The sequence below is a fragment of the Aestuariirhabdus sp. LZHN29 genome, from assembly GCF_049985285.1.
In the GTDB taxonomy this organism is placed as follows: domain Bacteria; phylum Pseudomonadota; class Gammaproteobacteria; order Pseudomonadales; family Aestuariirhabdaceae; genus Aestuariirhabdus.
The window spans coordinates 228,325-247,312 of the sequence record NZ_JBNIEU010000002.1; the positions used below are offsets into that span (position 1 = coordinate 228,325).

The following is an 18,988-nucleotide window of genomic DNA, read 5'->3' on the forward strand; positions in this document are numbered from 1 at the left end:
TACAGATTCACACTAATGAATCGTGGCCTCACTACAAATGCGCCTCAAAACCCCGTAAAGCCGCGTTAATAGTCGAACGATGTATAACGGATGGTGAGCCTAATCCCTAAACGGTATTGCTCTAAAATTGATATATGTCAACACTGATAGTAGCCTCCTTGCCTCTAGCATAATAGGGTCACAGGGAGTTGACATGAAAATAGAGCTGTTGATCGATACGCTTTTTCTGAGTCTCTTTTCGGGCTTCGGTGGTGTGATGTGGCTGCTGTATCAGCAGGTTCCGATGAGTGTTCCTCATCAATTCTTGACCGTGCCACTGGTCATTATTTTTGGGGCCGGACTGCTTTATGTAGCCAGCGAGCATCTGGCGCATTTGCTGGTATCAATGTTGCGGGGAGTTCTCCAGATAGGCGATCATCTCCAGCGGGCAGGCACTGGAGAGAGATTTCAGGAGCGCCGGCGTTCAAACAGGGGGCTTCCCAGAACGGCATCCGGGGTACGGATTCAGGAGCGGCGTCATGCCATGATGCGGTAGCTAACTCGCAGGGCCGGGGTACCGCTAGCGTTGGTGCGAGCACCGCTGGGGGACATGGTGATGCGCGTTCTACTCTTTATATTGCGACTACTGTGCATTGTCGCGGGTAAAGACCCAGTCGTCTCCCCGGCTCATCTCCGGGTTGTACTCATATCCATCGTAGTCAAAGCTCTTGAGCGCGTTAGCGTTGTCGATATGCTCGTCGATGATAAAGCGGGTCATTAGGCCGCGGGCTTTCTTGGCGTAGAAACTGATGATCTTGTATTGACCGTTTTTCAGGTCTTTGAAGATCGGCGTGACGATGCGGGCGTTGAGCTGCTTTGGCTTGACGGCTTTGTAGTACTCGTTGGATGCGAGGTTGATCACCTCGTGCATCTCCTGCTTCTCCAACTCTCCATTCAAATGCTGGGTGATTCGTTCGCCCCAGAACCCATACAGGTCTTTACCGCGGCTGTTGGGAAATCGAGTGCCCATTTCGAGGCGGTAAGGTTGCATAAGATCCAGGGGCTTGAGCACACCGTAAAGCCCGGAAAGAATCCGCAAATGCTTCTGCGCAAAGGCGAGCCCCTCTTCCGGTAGTGTTTCCGCATCGAGGCCGCTGTACACATCACCCTTGAACGCAAGTACTGACTGTTTGGCGTTATCGGGCGTAAAGGGGAGGCGCCAGCTGGCATAGCGAGCGACATTTAGTGCCGCCAGTTTATCGCTAATTTTCATCAGCTGGGCGACCGCATCCGGGGTGAGCTTGCGCAGCGCACTAATGAGGTGTGCTGCATCATCCGAAAATGCCGGCTGGGTGTGCTGCTCTGTAGTGGGAGCCGTGTCGAAGTCGAGGGTTTTTGCAGGGGATATCAATATCAGCACGATGGAAAGCCTGGTCAGGAAACAGTCCCTTAATGGTAATACAGTTTTGTGCCCAGTGGATAACCGGCTGGAAAATAGTGGCTTGCAGCAAGATCAACAGAGCGTTGTTATCAAACAGGGCTCACTGCGGGTAGCAGCGGACCTGTAGACCGGTCATAGGTGGGGAGGGGTGACCGGCTTGCTGGTGGTTATAGGGTGTTGGGAAAACCGGGCATCGTGGTTGAGGCGATGCCCGGTATCGGGTTACAGGTGGGATTCGGCGAACTCGGCCAGCAATGAGCGTGGAACGCCTTGGAGCTTGACGTTGCCGCCGTGACTGAAGTCTTTGAATCGCTCGGTCATATAGGTGAGACCTGAGCTGGTTGCCCCCAGATAAGGCGTGTCAATCTGGGCAAGATTGCCCAGACAGATTACCTTGCTACCTTTACCGGCGCGGGTAATGATTGTTTTGATCTGGTGCGGTGTCAGGTTTTGCGACTCATCGATGATGATCAGGCTGTGCTGGAAGCTGCGCCCCCGAATATAGTTCAGTGATTTGAAATGCAGCGGGACCTTGTCGAGGATGTAGTCAACACTGCCGTGGGTACTCTCATCGTCGCTGTGTAGCGCCTCCAGATTGTCGGTTATGGCACCGAGCCAGGGTTCCATTTTTTCCGCCTCGGTACCGGGCAGGAAACCGATATCTTCATCCAGTCCCTGGGTGCTTCGGGTAGCGATGATGCGGCGATAGAGTTTGTTGGCTACGGTCATCTCAATCGCGGCGGCCAGCGCCAGGATGGTTTTACCGGATCCGGCAGAGCCTGTCAGGTTTACCAGATGAACATCCGGATCGAGCAGCAAATGCATCGCGATCGCCTGGTAGATATCCTGCGGGTGCAACCCCCAGGCCTCCTGATGCATGAGCCTGTCATGGTTCAGGTGAAGTAGCGTAACATGAGTATCCGTTACCTCTATAGCTCTGCCGACAAAGCCCTGGTCGTCTATGACGAAGGTGTTGGGGTATACGTCAGTGAGTACTCCGGTGCGTTCCAGTAGGTGATGGGTTTCACCGTCTAGCTGGGAGGTGTCTACGTTTTCTATCAGGTCCCAGAAGCTCCCCTCTACTTCGATATAGCCTTTGTTGAGCAACTCAACATCGGTCACCAGCTTGTCGTTTTCGTAGTCCTCGGCTTGCAGTCCGCAGCCCCGGGCCTTGAGGCGCATATTGATATCTTTGGTTACCAGTACGGCCTTTTCGTTGGGGTGAAGCGCCTGCCATTGACAGATATCATTGATGATCTTGTTGTCGTTGATGTTGCTGGGCAAGTAGCTGAGATTACTGGCGGGGGACGAGGTCAGGATCGACATACAACCCATGTGGGAGTCGTTGTCTCCCCGTGGAATAGGGACGCCCTGATCAATCTCTTCAGGAGTCGAGTTGCCGACAATGTTGTCGATCTGTCGAATGGCCTGGCGACAGTCGGCGGCGATAGTGAGCTTTCCCGTTTTAAGTTTGTCCAGCTCCTCGAGCACGGTCATGGGTACCATGACGCGGTGCTCTTCAAAGTTAAATATAGCGTTGGGGTCGTGGATAAGAACGTTGGTATCGAGGATATAGCTGATGTTTTCAGAGGGAAGCAGGTCAATCTTGATAGCGTCGTCCATAGCAAAGAGAACCTCTTGTGAGTCCGGGCGGAGGGGCCGCAGAGAGGTTGGCGAGAGACGAATCAATCGGTCAACAATCGCGGCCTTATCTTCGATAGTAGCCCTGGCCCGGCTTCAAACAAGTAAAAAATAAGCTGTGATAGGCTTTTTTATAGAATGGGCGCTCGGGCCTGTTATCGAGGGAAAAACTGTCATATAGTGGAGGGCCACCCCGGTTGCTTTGGCGCGTTTTTATCATCTTTTGGCGCGTTCTAGCCCTCTCTTTACTTCCTTGCCGTCCATTCATTCTGGTGTCGCTAGCACTACCTTTTGGCGCAATATTCAATACGGTGGCGTTATTTTCTCGAAACACAGTGGCATTTCGATCATTTCGACGGTGTGGATAACGGGAAATCGGCAGGAAGGGAGGAGAAGTGCGACACCCGGTGGATGCCGCAGGACTCTTTAAAGAGAGCTCGTTAGTGGGACGTCAGCTCTGCGGGGGGGGGAGTGCAGTTGAGTTTTTTACCCAACATGGTTTCCAGCTCGGGTAGCAGGAAAGAATCTTCTTCACCGGCCAGAGTGATGGCAATACCGCTGGCTCCCGCGCGCCCGGTACGGCCGATCCGGTGCACGTAGTCGTCGCTCTCTTCGGGCAGGGTGTAGTTCACCACGTGGGATACTGCATCGATATGGATTCCTCGACCGGCGACATCGGTGGCGACCAATACCTTAATCTTTCCCGAACGAAACGCTTCCAGTGTACTGACGCGTTTTTTCTGGGGCACTTCGCCGGAGAGCATATCTACGCTGACACGATCTTTTTGCAGACGTTCTGTCAACCGTCGCACCTGGTCCCGGCGATTGGTAAAGACCATCACCCGCTCCATCTTTTCGTCGCGCAGCATATTACGTAGAACCCGGTATTTGTCACGGTCTGACACCAGGTACACCCGTTGCTCGACGGTGTCGGTAGCGACGTTTTCGGGTTCAATCTCTACGGTGATGCAGTTATAGGTCCACTGTCGGGTCAGGTCGATCACCTCGGGGGTGAACGTGGCGCTGAACAACAGGGTCTGGCGGTCACCGCGGCGGGGAGTGGAGCGGATGATGCGTCGCACCTGGGGGATGAAGCCCATATCCAGCATGCGATCGGCTTCGTCGATCACCATCACCTCAACCAGGTCGAGGAACAGGTCGCGCTTTTCGTAAAAGTCGATCAGTCGACCGGGTGTAGCCACCAGAATATCGACATAGTCGTGGTGCAGGTGCTGCTGCTGTTTGGTGTAATCCATACCACCCACCACTTCGGTCACATTAATGTTGCAGTATTTGGTGAGGGCGCGGGCATCCTTGGCAATCTGAATCGCCAGCTCGCGGGTCGGGGCGATAATCAGTGAGCGGGGCTCGCCGACATAGCGCTCATCGGGCGCCGGGGTTGTCATCAGCTGCTTGATAATTGATATCAGGAACGCGGCGGTTTTTCCGGTTCCGGTTTGGGCCCGCCCGAGTGCGTCGCGGCCATTAAGCGTGGCGCCAAGCACCTCGGCTTGAATGGGGGTGCAGTATTCGAAGCCCTGTTCGTGGATGCCGCGCATCAGACCTTCGGGCAGGTCGAAATCGTGGAAGCGTGACTTTCCAGGTTGTACGGGAATACTGAACTGGCTGATATCCCATGCTGGTGTCGGCGGCTTACGGCGCTTCTGGCCTTTTTGCTGGTGATTACGCGGCGTGGTGCTTTTGCTGTGTGGGGGCAGTTCCGGCTTGGAGGCTTCCTGTTTTTTCTTAAAGAATTTGCCTAGCAACTTATACCTTCTTGGTTACGGGTTGTTCAATCAGCGCTAATAGTAATCGCTTTACAGTCTGAGTGAAATGATTTACGGCACTAGCGCGCAAGGGTTGGCAGGAATGGCAGGGGTTTTTCACCCGACAGGGCGTGCAACTGGTGATCGGTGACCAGGGAATGATGGCGCACCCAGCGCCGCATCAGTCGCCTATTGGCATCGCTCAGGGTGAGGTGATCACTGACATCGGGAGGGTATGCCAAGTGTTGAACCAGGCTTCCCAGTGCGCTCGTGGGGATTCGATATTCAACCCGCCCACTGTTGCTCCAGTCCTGGCAGGGAAATCCGTTGAGCCACAGGGCGTCAACGGACAGGCAGCAAACCCAGGCACAGCCGTGGTGAGGCAGCGTCCAGCGTCTGGCAATCTCAACAGCCTGTTGCTGGTCACTCAGGGGAAAAAGGCAGCGGCTGTGACCCGCCATGGCGCGTATGCCCGCGAGGTGATCCCGTTGCAGTAACCGATAGCAGCGGGGGCCGATAGGGTGATAGATCCGGGAACAGGTCATGGTGCCTCCTATGGGATAAGTCAATGGGGGGGCTAGAAGAGCCACTGCTTGGGAGAGGGGTTCCCGGCGGTAGCGAGTTGCGGCAGAGGACTAGCGCTTACGACATAGCGCAGTGGCCCGCCGGCTCGTAGCGCCTTAAACGGATAGCAGGTCACCAGCAGTAAACGATCACCGGCGTCGAGGGAGAGTTGCTGGGTGCGGGAGTCAGCGATATGGGTAGAGTCGACGCGGTAACGGCGGCTGGCACCGGTGCTCTGGAGAATCAGGGTGTCTCCGGGAATCAGCTCCTGTAGCCTCGAGAAATGGGTGTCGCGGTGGGCGCTGAGTATGGTGGTACCGCCGCTATTGGGAGCGGAGGAGGCGATCAGGTGGGATGGCGCAAAGGCGAGGTTCCTGCCGCTGGCACCATCGAGCACCAGCTGGTCGAGTTCGATGCGAGGGATCTGCAAGCGCGCGATGGGATGCCCATCGGCCCAGGGCCAGGGTTTCACCGGTAGCCCTTGGTGCAGACTGCGCTGCCACGCGGACTGCAACAAGTACTGGGCGACCAGTGCCTTGACCTGAATGTAGCTCCCCTGTGCGAGCATCAGTAACCCTGCCAGCAGCAGCAGCAGGGCTGCGATTTTGTGAGTCAGGCGCACGTCGCGGTCCTCCTTGCGCGAGGCGCCAGTCCCAGTAGTAGAGCCAACAGCACCAAAGCAGTGCCAGAAAGCAGTAGCAGGGGGGAGTCGGTCGCGGTTTGAGGGAAACCGGACAGGGCGCTGCCGGCCGGCGTCAGGTTGGCGAGGCGATGCCGTTTCAGGGTTTCGGCGTCGGGGCGTATCGGTGTGCGCTCAACGGCGACCAGACTGGTGTATTGGCTGACCAGCTGGTAATCGAGGGCGAGCTTAAGTATCCGTTGGCGCAGAAGAGGGGTGTCGTGTTGGCCAAGTTGTTGGTCTTCCAGCTGCTGGATCTGTTCTGCGGCCCAGAGCTTGGCAATGCCGGGTTGCTGTCTCTGCAGAGGCTGCAAGGGCACCCGCTGTAACCAGTGACGATCCCCTACACGCCCCTTGATTTCGACATCCCCCTCAATGCCGGTGAGCTGGCACAACAGAACAAGGGGTTCACTGGCAAACAGATCCGGGGCGCGGGTTGCGCAGTTGCGGTTGCCTGGTGGCCAGCGTATTTCGATATTGCTCAAACGCGGTGTATCGAGTTTATAGAGGAGCTCCTGCATACGGCTGGAGACTTCGCTGACATCTCCTATGCGGGTATAGCTGCCCTGGCCTATACGCGCGGCCTGGCGCATAAAATAGTGGTTGGGTGCGCTGCCGATGGCGATGGTGAAGAGCCGTCTCTTTTTGCGTTGACGGTCGATCTGCGTCAAGAGTGTGGTTTCGTTGCCCACACTGCCGTCGGTAATAAAGATAACCTGGCTGGTATCGGCTTCGCTGGGCGGTTGTGTGAAGGCGGTCGCCAGGGCGGGGGCGATCTCTGTGCCTCCGTTGGCGGTGAGCTGGTCGACAAAATGCAGCGCTTCGCTCACATTGAATGCCGAGGCGCGCATGGGCTGGCTGTAGAGCGCCCTTGCGTGGGAGTTGAACTCGATAATGTTAAAATAATCATCGCCGCCGAGCTGATGTAACGCCTGCGTGAGTGCGGAGCGCGCTTGCTCCATCGAGGTTCCGCTCATGGAGCCGGAGGTATCGATGATAAAGATCTGTTCCCGGCTCAGTTTTTTTACGTTTTGCGAAGGTGCCGGGGGCAGCAGTTGCAACAGAGCGTAGTGGAGGCCGGCGGGGTTGGCCGCGGGCTGATCATCTACTGCATTATTATGACCCGGTTGCGTAGGACCCGGTTGCGTAGCACTATGGTGCGGCTCTACCAGAACGCTGGCGTTGGGCTGGTGTCCGGCAGCAGGAGTCCAGCGCACCACGAAGTCCCGATCCATCGCAACCGGACCCGCGGCGGGGGTGATGCGGTAGCGATGCTGGGTTCGTTGTACTTGTAGCGGATGGCTTGGACTGGTTAGTTCGGCCAGAGGTATTCCCGGGTTAAGGGATAGGGTGATGTTGATGCGGTGAGTCGTGCCATCACCAGCAATCTGGGGGGGCGTGATGCTGGAAGCGTCGGGCACCTGATCAGTTGCAGGTGCCCACCCCGTCAGGGTGTCGGCGGCGGGTTGTCGGGGTAGCGCCCTACCCGGGATATAGCGAGGCGTGAGCGTCATCGGCATCAGTAGCTCGTAATGACCGCTGTTATAGGTCACCGGTTGCAGATAGCTGATCTCGATACGGATGCTCGCGCCGGGAGGGATGTTCGCGACCTTGCTGGAGAACAGATTGTGGCGCTGTTGCTCTACCAGACCCGCAGCTTTGCCTTCAGCGCGGGCTTTGGCGTAGGTGGCCCGAGCCTTAGCTTTCTCCTGAATCACCCCTTCGATAATGCGTTCATCGATCTGGATGCGCAGGCGGTCAACCGAGGCTTGGTCGGGAAGGGGAAACTGGTAAAGGGCTTCGGCCCAATGAGTCCCCGGGTTTACAAATTGCTGCGACAACGTCACCCGGGCCAGGTTGGCGTTAACCTGCAGGTCAGCGTGGCTATTAAGTTGGGGTGCGGGCTCGGCGCCAGTGTTGCTCCGCGTTAGCAGAAGCACTCCGGCCTGTGGTGGCGCAGTATCATTCAGTCTTGGTTGCGGATGCCGGGCGGCCTGGGCTTGGTGTAGCAATCCCAATTGCAGGGGCAATATCAGCAGTAGTAAAAGCAGGTAGGGCACAGTGGCGCGTGGTCGGTAGGTGGTCACAGGAGTCTCCGCTGGGAAGGTGATAGTGGCACCTATTTAAGGCAACGTAGCGGGCACCACGAGGGCGATTTGGAGGCAATCTGCTGCGCAATTGTGATCAATTGTGGCGCCGACTTGTGCGATGCATGGCCGACCTCGATAATGGGTGTCACACATCCACGCGGTGGCGCAGGAACGGCACCATCGCACTTCGAAGAGGAGAGACCCCGTGGGACGTACAGTGGCGCTGGTAGAGGACGATGTTGCAATACGGGAAAACTACCGTGCCGTATTAAGTCGTCATGGGTATGCGGTTGATGTTTATGCCTCGCGTAATGAAGCGATGGAGGTCTTTCGCCAGCGCCTGCCCGAGCTGGCGCTGATCGATGTTGGCCTCGGGGATGAAGTGGAGGGTGGCTTCGATCTTTGTCGAGAGTTACGAGCGATTGCGCCTCGTTTGCCCATCATATTTTTGACCGCGCGTGATGATGAGATCGACGCCATCACCGGCCTGCGCCTTGGCGCCGATGATTACCTGACCAAGGATATTAGTAGCGCTCATATTGTAGCGCGTATCGTCGCCCTGTTTCGCCGTGTTGATGCATTGCGTGAAGCCCCTGAGCAGCAAAGCCGAATCGAGTGCGGAGAATTACTATTGGATGGTGATTGTATGGAGGCTCGCTGGAAGGGTGAGGCGGTGAAGTTAACCCTAACCGAATTCTGGTTGGTCGATTGCCTTGCGCGCCACCCTGGTCATGTCAAAAATCGACAACAGCTGATGGATGCGGCCAATGTGGTGTTGGATGACAACACCATTACCTCCAATATCAAGCGGGTGCGCCGCAAGTTTCAGCACGTAGATGCGGAGTTCAACGCAATCGAAACGGTTTATGGGTTTGGTTATCGTTGGAATCGTAGCGTCTGACGTCTGCCAGTGTGAAATAGGGAAGTATTGGGTATGAGATTACGCTCACAGCTGGCGGTATTGGCACTGGTGACCCTGACCTTGCCCTGGGCGGGCTGCCAGTATGTACAACAGATGGAGCAGGTATTGCGTAAGGGGCAGGAAGCGACGGTGCTGGCCAGCGCACAAATTCTGGGAGAGAGCCTTACCGAGACGGGAGAGTTTTATCCGGATGAGGCCTATCTTAATCGGGATAGCCGGGCAGACAGTTATGCGTCTCCACTGAACACACCTATATCGATAGACGGCTATAAAGATGATTGGAGTCGTGAGGTCGCGACTCGATCTTTTTCTGTAAAAGGTGATGAAAAATCTGTTTTTTCTGCGCAAGTAAAAACGGGTATAAAGCGCCAGGCGACATTACGCACCAATGGTCTCTATCTCTACCTGTCCGTCAAAGCCGATACCGTTCACTATGCCGTGCCCAAGGTCAACTACTCAGACCCATCCGCCGGCTTTAATAATGCAAAGCGGGCGGAGCTGTTTGAAGCCGACTCACTCTGGCTGCAACTAGAGCAGGCCGATGGCTCACCCCTGCACCTTGTTGTGCAAACCGCAGCGCCTGGCGAAGTGGTAGCGAAGCAGCTGAATTTTGGCAGGGGACGTAAGCCGGTAACCCTTTTTACCGCGCTCAAGGGGACGTGGCAGGATACCCCGCAAGGGTACAACCTGGAGCTGTTTATTCCCCTTGCCGGGCTGGGAAAGCGCTTCGCATTTAGCCTGTTGCACCCCACACCCGCCGGTGTACAAGCGATTGGAACCGCTTTGGAGGGCGCGCGATCACCCCGCCAGTTGGTGTCGGATATCGCACGCCTGAAGCAGCCTGCGGGATACCTGATCGAACCCTCTGCGCCCTTACAACAGAAGTTATCAACTCTGGTAATGGCCGATAGCCGCCTGCTGCTGACCGATCGATATCGCTGGGTGCTGGCGCGTCAGGGGCAGTTATCGGATCTGGTGTTGCCCGCCTATGACAGCGCCGAAGGCTTAATGGCGATTATCTATCGCTGGATACTCGATGATACGGCGCGATTGCAGCTGATCGAACAGGGGCCGGGGCGTATTGAAGTATCCGAGGTGCGCAGCGCCCTCGACGATGGTAGGGCGGCCGTTGGCTGGTATCGTTTTGCCGACAATCGAGCGGTGGTCATGGCGGCGTACCCCGTCCGTGAGCAGGGTCAGATAGTCGGTGCGGTGGTAGTACAAAAAGGAACGGGTGATATCCTGCTGTTGGCGAATGAGGCCTGGGGGGGGCTGGTGCGTATCAGCCTGCTGGTGGCTGGTGTGGTGTTGCTGGTGCTGGTGGGCTTCGCCGCGTTGCTGGGTTGGCGTATTCGCAGCCTTAGCCGCCAGGCGGAGCGGGTGATCAGTGATGATGGCCGCCTGGCCGACAGCTTCACCGCTTCCACTGCCGGTGACGAGATAGGAGAGCTCTCCCGTAGCTTTGCCCGTCTGCACCTGCGGGCATCCCAGTACACCCAGTACTTGCAAGGGTTGTCGAGTAAGCTGGCCCATGAACTACGCACCCCGCTAGCGGTTATCCGTACCTCCGTGGAAAACTTGCCCGCCGATGACGCAGGTTCAGAAAGCGCTGCGTACCGGGATCGGGCCCTGGCGGGAGCCGACCGCTTACGTTCGATCATCGATGCCATGAGTGAAGCGCGCCGGGTTGAGCAGAGTATCGCCAGTGCCGAGGATGAGCCCTTCGCGTTGGAACAGGTGGTGGCGGGTATGGTGTCCGCCTACGCCGATGTGTACCCCCATCATCGTTTTCATTACGACGCCCCCAATGAATCCTTGCCGTTGCTGGGGGACCCCGATCTGGTGGTACAGCTGCTCGATAAGCTGGTGGACAATGCGACCGGATTTGCATCCGACGGCTCCACGATCGAGATCGGGTTACAAGCAAGCGGGCGTGAATATCTACTCTCGGTGAGCAATCAGGGCCCGTTGCTGCCCGAGACGATGCAGCTGCAACTGTTTGACTCTATGGTATCGATGCGCCCGGGCAATGCCGGGCGCCACCACCTGGGCTTTGGGCTCTACATCGTGCGCTTAATCGCGGAGTATTACCGGGGCAGGGTTGAGGCCGCCAATTTGGCCAGTGGTAACGGGGTGGTTTTCCGTGTATTTTTTGCAGCACCCTGATCCATCCTATCGTACTTCTGGAGCGACCCATGCTTAAACCCCTTAGTGAATTGATCGCAGAGGCTCGCCAGCACTGCCACAGCATTGATGCCAGCGAAGCGCTGCAGCAACTGGCCAGCACACCGACCCCGCTGTTGATCGACGTGCGCGAACCTGGCGAGGTTGAAAAACACCGGGTCAAAGGTGCGATTAATATCCCTCGCGGCGTATTGGAGATGAAAATGATTGCGATGTGCCATGATCCATCGCAGCCGATTTTAATCTACTGCGCCACAGGTGGTCGGGCGACGCTTTCTGCGGTTGCGTTGCAGGGTATGGGTTACCGCAATGTGATGGTGATTCAAGGCGATTGCGAATCGATTTCCTGTGCACTTAACGAAGGGTTGTAACCTATGAGTAACCCGCTTCCGGTCTCCTATTTCTCCGATACCTTGTGCGTGTGGGCCTATGTGTCCCAGGTGCGACTCGATGAACTTAAAACGAAACTCGGCGGCCAGCTCGATTTGAGTTACCACTTTATCTCCCTGTTTGGCTCGACGCCCAAACGCATCGCCGAAGGCTGGAAAGAGCGCGGAGGCTATGGAGGGTTTAATGAGCACGTGTTGGGTGTGGGGGCGCAGTTTGACCACATCAATATCCATCCCCAGGTATGGAAGGAGTGCAAACCGTACAGCTCGGCCATGAGCCACCTCTTTCTAAAATCGGTACAGTTGCTAGAGCAAGACGGGGTGATAGCGGATACTCCGCAGTCAGATCTCAACCAGCGAACCTTGTTTGAAGAAACCGCATGGCAGGTGCGAGTGGCTTTTTTCGAGCAGGCGCGGGACATCGGCAAGCGAGAGGTGCTGATGGAGGTCGCCGAGCAGGTGAAACTACCCCGAAGCGCTATCGAACGCTCGCTCAATAGTGGTGAAGCCATGTCCGAACTGTTTCGTGACCAGGAGATGAAAGATAGCTATCACCTCGAGGGCAGCCCGACCTACTTGCTCGATAATGGGCGCCAGAAGCTCTATGGCAATGTGGGCTACCGGATTATCGAAGCCAATGTGCAGGAGCTGTTAAAGAAACCCCAGGGGCAGGCCAGCTGGTGTTGACACTATCAATAAGCGATTAAGTATCGCTTATTGATAGTAGGGCGCGTCCAGCGCGGGAGCCATTCTCCCGGCCCAGGGCGGCGGTAATAAACTGTCCTGCCTGCGCCACAGCCAGCAGGTCAATTCCGTGCTCAATGCCCAGTCCATCCAGCAGATAGAGGAGGTCTTCGGTGGCGACGTTGCCCGAGGCTCCGCGGGCGTAGGGGCAGCCACCGAGACCGGCCACTGCACTGTCGACGACACCGACACCGCGTTGCAGCGAAGCGTAGATATTGGCGATCGCTTGCCCATAGGTATCGTGCAGGTGAACGGCTAACTGGTCGATGGCCACTTCGCTAGCGACCGCATCGAGCATACGGGTTACCGATGTCGGAGTCCCTACGCCGGTGGTGTCGCCAAGGGAGACCTCATAGCAGCCGAGATCGATTAGCTGGCGAGAGACCCGAGCCACAACAGCGGGATCCACCGCCCCCTCATAAGGGCATCCCACCACGCAGGAAACGTAGCCGCGAACCGCCACCCCGGCAGTTTTTGCGGCGGCCATGACCGGCTCGAAACGCTGTAAACTCTGTTCGATAGAGCAGTTGATATTTTTCTGGCTGAAGGCTTCGGAAGCTGCGGCAAAGATCGACAGCTCTGTTGCACCCACCTCCAGTGCGCGCTGCGCTCCTTGCAAATTCGGGGTAAGCGCAGCATAGCGAACCCCCGGCTTACGTTGCATCTGGCGGAATACCTCATCACTGCCGGCCATCTGTGGCACCCACTTGGGGTTGACGAAGCTGCCGGCCTCGATGGTATTGATCCCCGCATTAGCCAGGCGTTCGACCAGCTCCACCTTGAGCTCGGTGCTGATCGGTTGCTTCTCGTTTTGCAGCCCGTCACGAGGGCCTACCTCGACGATGCGAACCTTGCCTGGAATTCGGCTACTCATACGCTGTTTCCCCTGTTCAGGACTCATTATCGTTTGCGAATGCTAACAGTTCGCTGCCGCCATCTACCAGGTCACCGTTTTGATAGTAGAAGGAGGTGACCTTGCCATCGGCAGGCGCACGGATGCTGTGCTCCATCTTCATCGCCTCCATCACCAACAGGGCGTCGCCTTTGGCTACCTGGCTGCCGGGTTCCACCAGCAGCGCCACAATGGTGCCATTCATCGGCGCGTTAAGGGCGCCGGCATTGTTGCCGCTCTGTTCATCGCCCAGGTCGGGGGTTTGCACTCGAAAACTGAGGGCGTTGTTGGCGGTATAAAGGCTGATAATATCGTCATGCTCACTGACCGTCGCATTGAACTGGTAACCATCGAGGTCGGCACGTAGCTGATTGCCATCGAGTACTCCCCGTGCATCGCTGCAGTAGCGAGTTCCGGGGCCCTCTATGCGGTACCCGCAGGCCGCTCCGCTACGGCGCTGCTCTACCGTTAGCGGATACTCCTGTTCGTGTAGCAGGAGCGTGAAGTGCTGCCGGCTGGGGGCGTTGAGCCGCCAGCCCTGGGTCTGGTGCCAGGGCGAGGAGGGGTCGTGGGAGTGAGTCGCTGCTTGCTGGGCGCGCTGTTGCTGACGCAATACCAGGTAGAGTGCTGCCAGGGGCAGGTCTTGCCCCACGCGCTCGTCGCTATCGAGGAAAATCGCTGCGTGGTGCTTGTCGATAAATCCCGTATCGAGGTCAGCATCGCGGAAGGGTTGGCTGTTGGCCAGGTTATAGAGGAACTCCAGGTTGGTGGTCATGCCGCTGATTCTATATTCACCCAGAGCCCGGGTGAGACGCGCCAGGGCTCGGTCACGATCCTCGTCCCATACCACCAGCTTGGCAATCATGGGGTCGTAAAAAACGCTGACCTCATCGCCCTGGCGTACCCCCGAGTCGACTCGCACGTGGTCGCTGCTGGCGGGCGGCTGCAGGAAGCTCAGGGTGCCGGTCACGGGCAAAAAGTCATTATCCGGATCCTCGGCGTAGACCCGTGCCTCGAAGGCATGACCCTGTATTTGAAGCTCATGCTGCTGCAGGGGCAGGGGCTCTCCACTGGCCACCCGTAGTTGCCACTCCACCAGATCCTGTGCGGTGATCATTTCAGTAACGGGATGCTCCACCTGCAGGCGGGTGTTCATCTCCATAAAGTAGAAGGAGCCATCGCTATCGAGCAGGAACTCGACCGTGCCTGCGCCTTCGTAGGCGATCGCCTGAGCCGCGAGAATAGCCGCCTCTCCCATCTGTTGGCGCAGCGCTTGGTCGAGTCCGGGCGCGGGTGCCTCCTCGATCACTTTTTGGTGCCGGCGTTGCACGGAACAGTCGCGCTCGAACAGGTAGACAGCGTTACCCTGCTGATCGCAGAACACCTGAATTTCGACATGGCGGGGCTGGGTCAGGTATTTTTCCACCAGCATGCGGTCGTCGCCGAAGGCGTTGATGGCCTCGCGTCTGGCCGCCGCCAGGGCGTCATCAAACTCCTCAGCGCTCCACACCTGGCGCATGCCTTTACCACCACCACCGGCGGTGGCTTTGAGCAGTACGGGATAGCCCATAGCATCGCTGGCCTGCTTGAGTATGGCGAGACTCTGATCGTCTCCGTGGTATCCGGGTACCAGTGGAACGCCGGCGTTTTCCATAATCTGCTTGGCGGCAGATTTTGAGCCCATCGCTTCAATGGCGCTGACCGGCGGGCCAATAAACACCAGGTCGTTTCGTTTGCAGGCGTTACAGAACTCCGCATTTTCTGACAGAAACCCGTAGCCGGGATGGATCGCCTGGGCGCCGGTGCGCAAGGCGGCCTCGATCACCCGCTCACCCAGAAGGTAGGATTCCCGCGAGGGCGCGGCTCCGATATGCACCGCTTCATCGGCCATGGTGACATGAAGGGCGTTGCGGTCGGCGTCGCTGTAGACGGCCACGGTCGCTATCCCCAGTCGTTGCGCTGTGCGGATCACACGGCAGGCGATTTCGCCCCGGTTCGCAATCAGTATCTTGTTAAACATATCGGCTTACTCCTTGATCCAGGGGGGCGATTGCTTGTCGAGAAAAGCGCCCAAACCGGCCTGGCCTTCCGGGGACACCCGGATGCTGGCAATGCGTTCGCAGGTGCTGCCGATCAGCTCATCATCAATGGGGCGACCTGCCACCTCAAACAGCAGCTGCTTGGCCGCCGCCACTGCGTGAGGCCCGTTCGCCAGTATCTGGCTTAGCAGGTGTTCGAGCTGTGAATCCAGCTCCTCTTCGTCGACCACCTCACTGACCAGCCCCAGTATTTGTGCGCGCTGGGCACTGAAGCGCTCGGCGGTGGTGAAGTAACGGCGCGCGGCGCGTTGGCCGATGGCGTCGATGACGTAGGGTGATATGGTTGCCGGCACCAGGCCGATGCGGACTTCACTGAGGCAAAAGCTGGCACGACTGGAGGCGATCGCCATATCGCAACAGCTGACCAGACCAACGGCACCACCAAAGGCGGCACCCTGAACCCGGGCGATGGTGGGTTTGGGCATGGTGTTGAGCTGTTGCAGCATATTAGCCAGCGCGTTGGCGTCGCGCAGATTCTCCTCGAAGGAGTAGTCGGCCATGCGCTTCATCCAGTTGAGATCAGCACCGGCAGAGAAACTGCGCCCGCTGGACGCCAGCACCAGCGCGCGCACCTCATCATTGGTGGCCAGTGTGGTGAAGTGTTCGCTCAGTGCGGCGATCATTCCATCGTCAAAGGCGTTGTGCTTGTCGGGGTTATTGAGCGTAACCGTGGCAATTCCCCGGCTATCGATGGTGCAGGTTACTGTTGTGCTAGACATAATAGTTGCTCATGTTAATTATTGGCAGTCCGTGGCGTTAGGTGACAGCCGCTTCACATCCGGAACACCCCGAAACGGGTCTCCTCAATCTCCCGGTTCATGGCCGCAGAGATCGATAGCCCCAGTACCATACGCGTATCTGCCGGATCGATGACGCCGTCGTCCCACAGACGTGCGGAGGCAAAGTAGGGGTGTCCCTGCTGCTCGTAGGTATCAATAATGGGTTGCTTGAATTGCTCTTCGGCTTCCTTGCTCCACGGCTCGCCCGCCTTATCTTTTTGATCGCGTTTAACCTGAGCCAGTACGCCCGCCGCCTGTTCACCGCCCATCACCGAGATGCGTGCATTGGGCCACATAAAGAGGAAGCGTGGATCGTAAGCGCGACCACACATACCGTAATTGCCGGCGCCAAAGGAGCCTCCAATCAAAACGGTGAATTTGGGAACCTGGGCGCTGGCGACGGCGGTAACCATCTTGGCACCGTGCTTGGCGATGCCTCCCTGCTCGTACTGGGATCCCACCATAAAACCAGTAATATTTTGCAGGAATACCAGTGGAATTTTGCGTTGCGCGCAGAGTTCAATAAAGTGGGCGCCTTTTTGTGCAGACTCACTAAACAGGATGCCGTTGTTGGCGACGATACCCACCGGGTAACCGAAAATACGCGCGAATCCACATACCAGAGTGGTGCCGTAGAGGGCCTTGAACTCGTCGAAATCGGAACCATCCACCAGTCGTGCGATCACCTCACGGACATCGTAAGGCTGGCGCGAATCCTTGGGGATGATGCCGTACAGTTCCGTGGCGTCGTACAGCGGGTCAACAGTGGGAGCGGTATCGGCTTGCACGGGTTTGACGCGGTTCAGGCGCGATATCGCCTGCCGCGCCAGCTGCAGGGCGTGGTGATCGTTTTGCGCGTAGTGGTCGGCTACCCCCGAGGTGCGGCAATGAACATCGGCCCCGCCCAACTCCTCGGCGCTGACCACTTCACCGGTCGCCGCCTTAACCAGAGGCGGGCCGCCGAGGAAAATAGTGCCCTGTTCGCGCACGATAATCGATTCGTCGGCCATCGCGGGCACATAGGCTCCACCGGCGGTGCAGGACCCCATTACCACGGCAATCTGCGGGATCGCCTGGGCTGACATATTGGCCTGGTTAAAGAAGATGCGACCGAAGTGCTCGCGGTCGGGAAACACCTCGTCCTGTTGCGGTAAGTTGGCACCGCCAGAATCAACCAGATAGATGCAAGGTAGATTGTTTTCGCGAGCGATGGTTTGCGCGCGCAGATGCTTCTTTACGGTCAGGGGGAAGTAGGTTCCACCCTTTACGGTGGCGTCGTTGGCAACGATAATGCACTCCTGACCGCTTACCCGGCCAATTCCGGTGATGATGCCGGCACCGGGAACATGGTCGTCGTACACCTCGAAGGCGGCCAGCTGGGAAAACTCCAACAACGGTGCACCTGGGTCGAGGAGTGCGTTAACGCGCTCTCGAGGCAGTAGTTTACCTCGTGAAAGATGACGTTCCCTTGCTTTTTCTCCGCCACCCAGAGAGATCGTTGCGAGTTTATCGTGCAGGTCGTCGACCTGTGACTGCATATGCTCACGATTGGCCGCAAACTCCTGGCTGCGGGTATTGATGCCTGATTTAAGTGTCGCCATGGTAGCTGGTCCCCGACCCGGGTGGATTACTTGGTTTCGTTAAACAGTTCGCGCCCGATCAGCATGCGGCGGATCTCACTGGTGCCGGCGCCGATCTCATAAAGCTTGGCGTCCCGTAGCAGGCGCCCGGTGGGGAACTCGTTGATGTAACCGTTGCCGCCGAGGGTCTGGATCGCTTGCAGGGCCATCTGGGTCGCGCGCTCGGCGGTATAGAGAATAACGGCAGCGGCGTCCTTGCGTGACTCCTTACCCCGGTCGCAGGCTTTGGCGACTGCGTAGAGGTAGGCGCGAGAGGCGCTGAGTTCGGTGTACATATCGGCCACCTTGCCCTGCATCAACTGAAACTCGCCGATCGACTGGCCAAACTGCTTACGGTCATGAATATAGGGCACCACAATATCGAGGCACGCCTGCATGATGCCGACGGGGCCACCCGAGAGAACGGTACGTTCGTAGTCGAGGCCACTCATCAGTACCTTAACCCCCTCTCCCTCCTGACCGAGGATATTCTCAGCCGGAACCTTGCAATCCTGGAACACCAGCTCGCAGGTGTTGGACCCGCGCATGCCGAGTTTGTCGAGCTTTTGGTGACGACTGAAACCGGGGTAGTCGCGCTCGACAATAAAAGCGGTCATGCCCCAGGCGCCCTTGTTGGTATCGGTTTTGGCGTAGATCACGTAGGTGTTGGCGTCAGGGCCGTTGGTAATCCACATCTTGTTGCCGTTGAGCACGTAATGGTCACTCTGGCGGTCGGCGCGCAACTTCATGCTCACCACATCGCTGCCGGCGTTGGGCTCAGACATCGCCAGTGCCCCGATGTGCTCGCCGGAGCAGAGTTTGGGCAGGTATTTGCGTTTCTGCTCCTGGTTACCGTTCTTGAAGATCTGATTGACGCAGAGGTTGGAGTGGGCGCCGTAGGAGAGGCCGACGGAGGCCGAGGCGCGGGATATCTCCTCCATGGCGATGGTGTGCGCCAGATAGCCCATGTTGCTGCCACCGTACTCCTCAGACACCGTCACCCCCAGCAAGCCCATATCACCGAACTTGCGCCACATATCCATGGGGAACTCGTTGCTGCGGTCGATCGCTTCGGCGCGGGGGGCCAGTTCCGCCTGGCAAAACTGGTACACCGCATCGCGCAGCATGTCGATATCTTCGCCCAGGTCGAAATTGAGAGTGGGGTAGCTGACGTTCATGATCTCTCCTCGTTGGACACCG

At 57.6% G+C, this 18,988-nt stretch carries 16 protein-coding genes; 5 read left to right on the forward strand and 11 right to left on the reverse strand.

Annotated features, from left to right (window positions below; translation table 11 throughout):
• Positions 1-193 precede the first annotated feature (193 nt).
• Positions 194-535, forward strand: coding sequence for a hypothetical protein (locus ACP3PW_RS07735; RefSeq protein ID WP_426416115.1), 342 nt, complete (start codon positions 194-196; stop codon positions 533-535).
• An 87-nt stretch (positions 536-622) separates the two neighbouring features.
• On the opposite strand, the gene yaaA is transcribed toward ACP3PW_RS07735, so the two are convergent.
• From yaaA to ACP3PW_RS07765, 6 genes are all read right to left on the reverse strand, one after another.
• On the reverse strand, positions 623-1,399 hold the full coding sequence (gene yaaA, locus ACP3PW_RS07740; RefSeq protein WP_426416116.1) for a peroxide stress protein YaaA: 777 nt from the start codon (positions 1,397-1,399) through the stop codon (positions 623-625).
• Between the two features lie 243 nt (positions 1,400-1,642).
• Positions 1,643-3,043, reverse strand: a complete 1,401-nt coding sequence (locus ACP3PW_RS07745; protein WP_426416117.1) for a PhoH family protein — start codon at positions 3,041-3,043, stop codon at positions 1,643-1,645.
• 458 nt (positions 3,044-3,501) lie between these two features.
• Positions 3,502-4,827 carry an ATP-dependent RNA helicase RhlB gene (rhlB, locus tag ACP3PW_RS07750; RefSeq protein ID WP_426416118.1) on the reverse strand — a complete coding sequence of 442 codons (1,326 nt, stop codon included), beginning with the start codon at positions 4,825-4,827 and terminating at the stop codon, positions 3,502-3,504.
• 80 nt (positions 4,828-4,907) lie between these two features.
• The gene (locus ACP3PW_RS07755; RefSeq protein WP_426416119.1) at positions 4,908-5,372 is read right to left on the reverse strand and encodes a hypothetical protein; all 465 of its coding nucleotides are present in this window, start codon (positions 5,370-5,372) and stop codon (positions 4,908-4,910) included.
• A gap of 32 nt (positions 5,373-5,404) precedes the next feature.
• Positions 5,405-6,013 (reverse strand): class GN sortase, encoded by a 609-nt coding sequence (locus tag ACP3PW_RS07760; RefSeq protein ID WP_426416120.1) that lies wholly within the window; start codon positions 6,011-6,013, stop codon positions 5,405-5,407.
• A complete protein-coding gene (locus tag ACP3PW_RS07765; RefSeq protein ID WP_426416121.1) occupies positions 6,004-8,157 on the reverse strand; it encodes a marine proteobacterial sortase target protein in 2,154 nt (717 codons plus the stop codon). The genes ACP3PW_RS07760 and ACP3PW_RS07765 overlap by 10 nt, the downstream gene beginning before the upstream one ends.
• A gap of 208 nt (positions 8,158-8,365) precedes the next feature.
• Between ACP3PW_RS07765 and pdsR the strand changes: the two genes are divergently transcribed.
• The 4 genes from pdsR to ACP3PW_RS07785 are packed head-to-tail and all read left to right on the forward strand — an operon-like array spanning position 8,366 to position 12,342.
• On the forward strand, positions 8,366-9,061 hold the full coding sequence (gene pdsR / locus ACP3PW_RS07770) for a proteobacterial dedicated sortase system response regulator (RefSeq protein WP_426416122.1): 696 nt from the start codon (positions 8,366-8,368) through the stop codon (positions 9,059-9,061).
• Positions 9,062-9,094: 33 nt separating this feature from the next.
• Positions 9,095-11,248 carry an ATP-binding protein gene (locus ACP3PW_RS07775; protein WP_426416123.1) on the forward strand — a complete coding sequence of 718 codons (2,154 nt, stop codon included), beginning with the start codon at positions 9,095-9,097 and terminating at the stop codon, positions 11,246-11,248.
• Positions 11,249-11,277: 29 nt separating this feature from the next.
• Positions 11,278-11,637, forward strand: a complete 360-nt coding sequence (locus ACP3PW_RS07780; protein ID WP_426416124.1) for a rhodanese-like domain-containing protein — start codon at positions 11,278-11,280, stop codon at positions 11,635-11,637.
• Between the two features lie 3 nt (positions 11,638-11,640).
• Positions 11,641-12,342 carry a DsbA family oxidoreductase gene (locus tag ACP3PW_RS07785; RefSeq protein WP_426416125.1) on the forward strand — a complete coding sequence of 234 codons (702 nt, stop codon included), beginning with the start codon at positions 11,641-11,643 and terminating at the stop codon, positions 12,340-12,342.
• Between the two features lie 16 nt (positions 12,343-12,358).
• Here ACP3PW_RS07785 and ACP3PW_RS07790 read toward each other — a convergent pair whose 3' ends face one another.
• The 5 genes from ACP3PW_RS07790 to ACP3PW_RS07810 are packed head-to-tail and all read right to left on the reverse strand — an operon-like array spanning position 12,359 to position 18,966.
• Positions 12,359-13,273, reverse strand: coding sequence for a hydroxymethylglutaryl-CoA lyase (locus tag ACP3PW_RS07790; protein WP_426416126.1), 915 nt, complete (start codon positions 13,271-13,273; stop codon positions 12,359-12,361).
• A 16-nt stretch (positions 13,274-13,289) separates the two neighbouring features.
• Positions 13,290-15,311, reverse strand: a complete 2,022-nt coding sequence (locus tag ACP3PW_RS07795) for an acetyl/propionyl/methylcrotonyl-CoA carboxylase subunit alpha (protein WP_426416127.1) — start codon at positions 15,309-15,311, stop codon at positions 13,290-13,292.
• Between the two features lie 6 nt (positions 15,312-15,317).
• Complete coding sequence (locus ACP3PW_RS07800) at positions 15,318-16,109, reverse strand: enoyl-CoA hydratase/isomerase family protein (protein ID WP_426416128.1); 792 nt, start codon at positions 16,107-16,109, stop codon at positions 15,318-15,320.
• A gap of 53 nt (positions 16,110-16,162) precedes the next feature.
• Positions 16,163-17,770, reverse strand: coding sequence for a carboxyl transferase domain-containing protein (locus tag ACP3PW_RS07805; protein ID WP_426416129.1), 1,608 nt, complete (start codon positions 17,768-17,770; stop codon positions 16,163-16,165).
• Between the two features lie 26 nt (positions 17,771-17,796).
• The gene (locus ACP3PW_RS07810) at positions 17,797-18,966 is read right to left on the reverse strand and encodes an isovaleryl-CoA dehydrogenase (RefSeq protein ID WP_426416130.1); all 1,170 of its coding nucleotides are present in this window, start codon (positions 18,964-18,966) and stop codon (positions 17,797-17,799) included.
• Between the last annotated feature and the right edge of the window lie 22 nt (positions 18,967-18,988).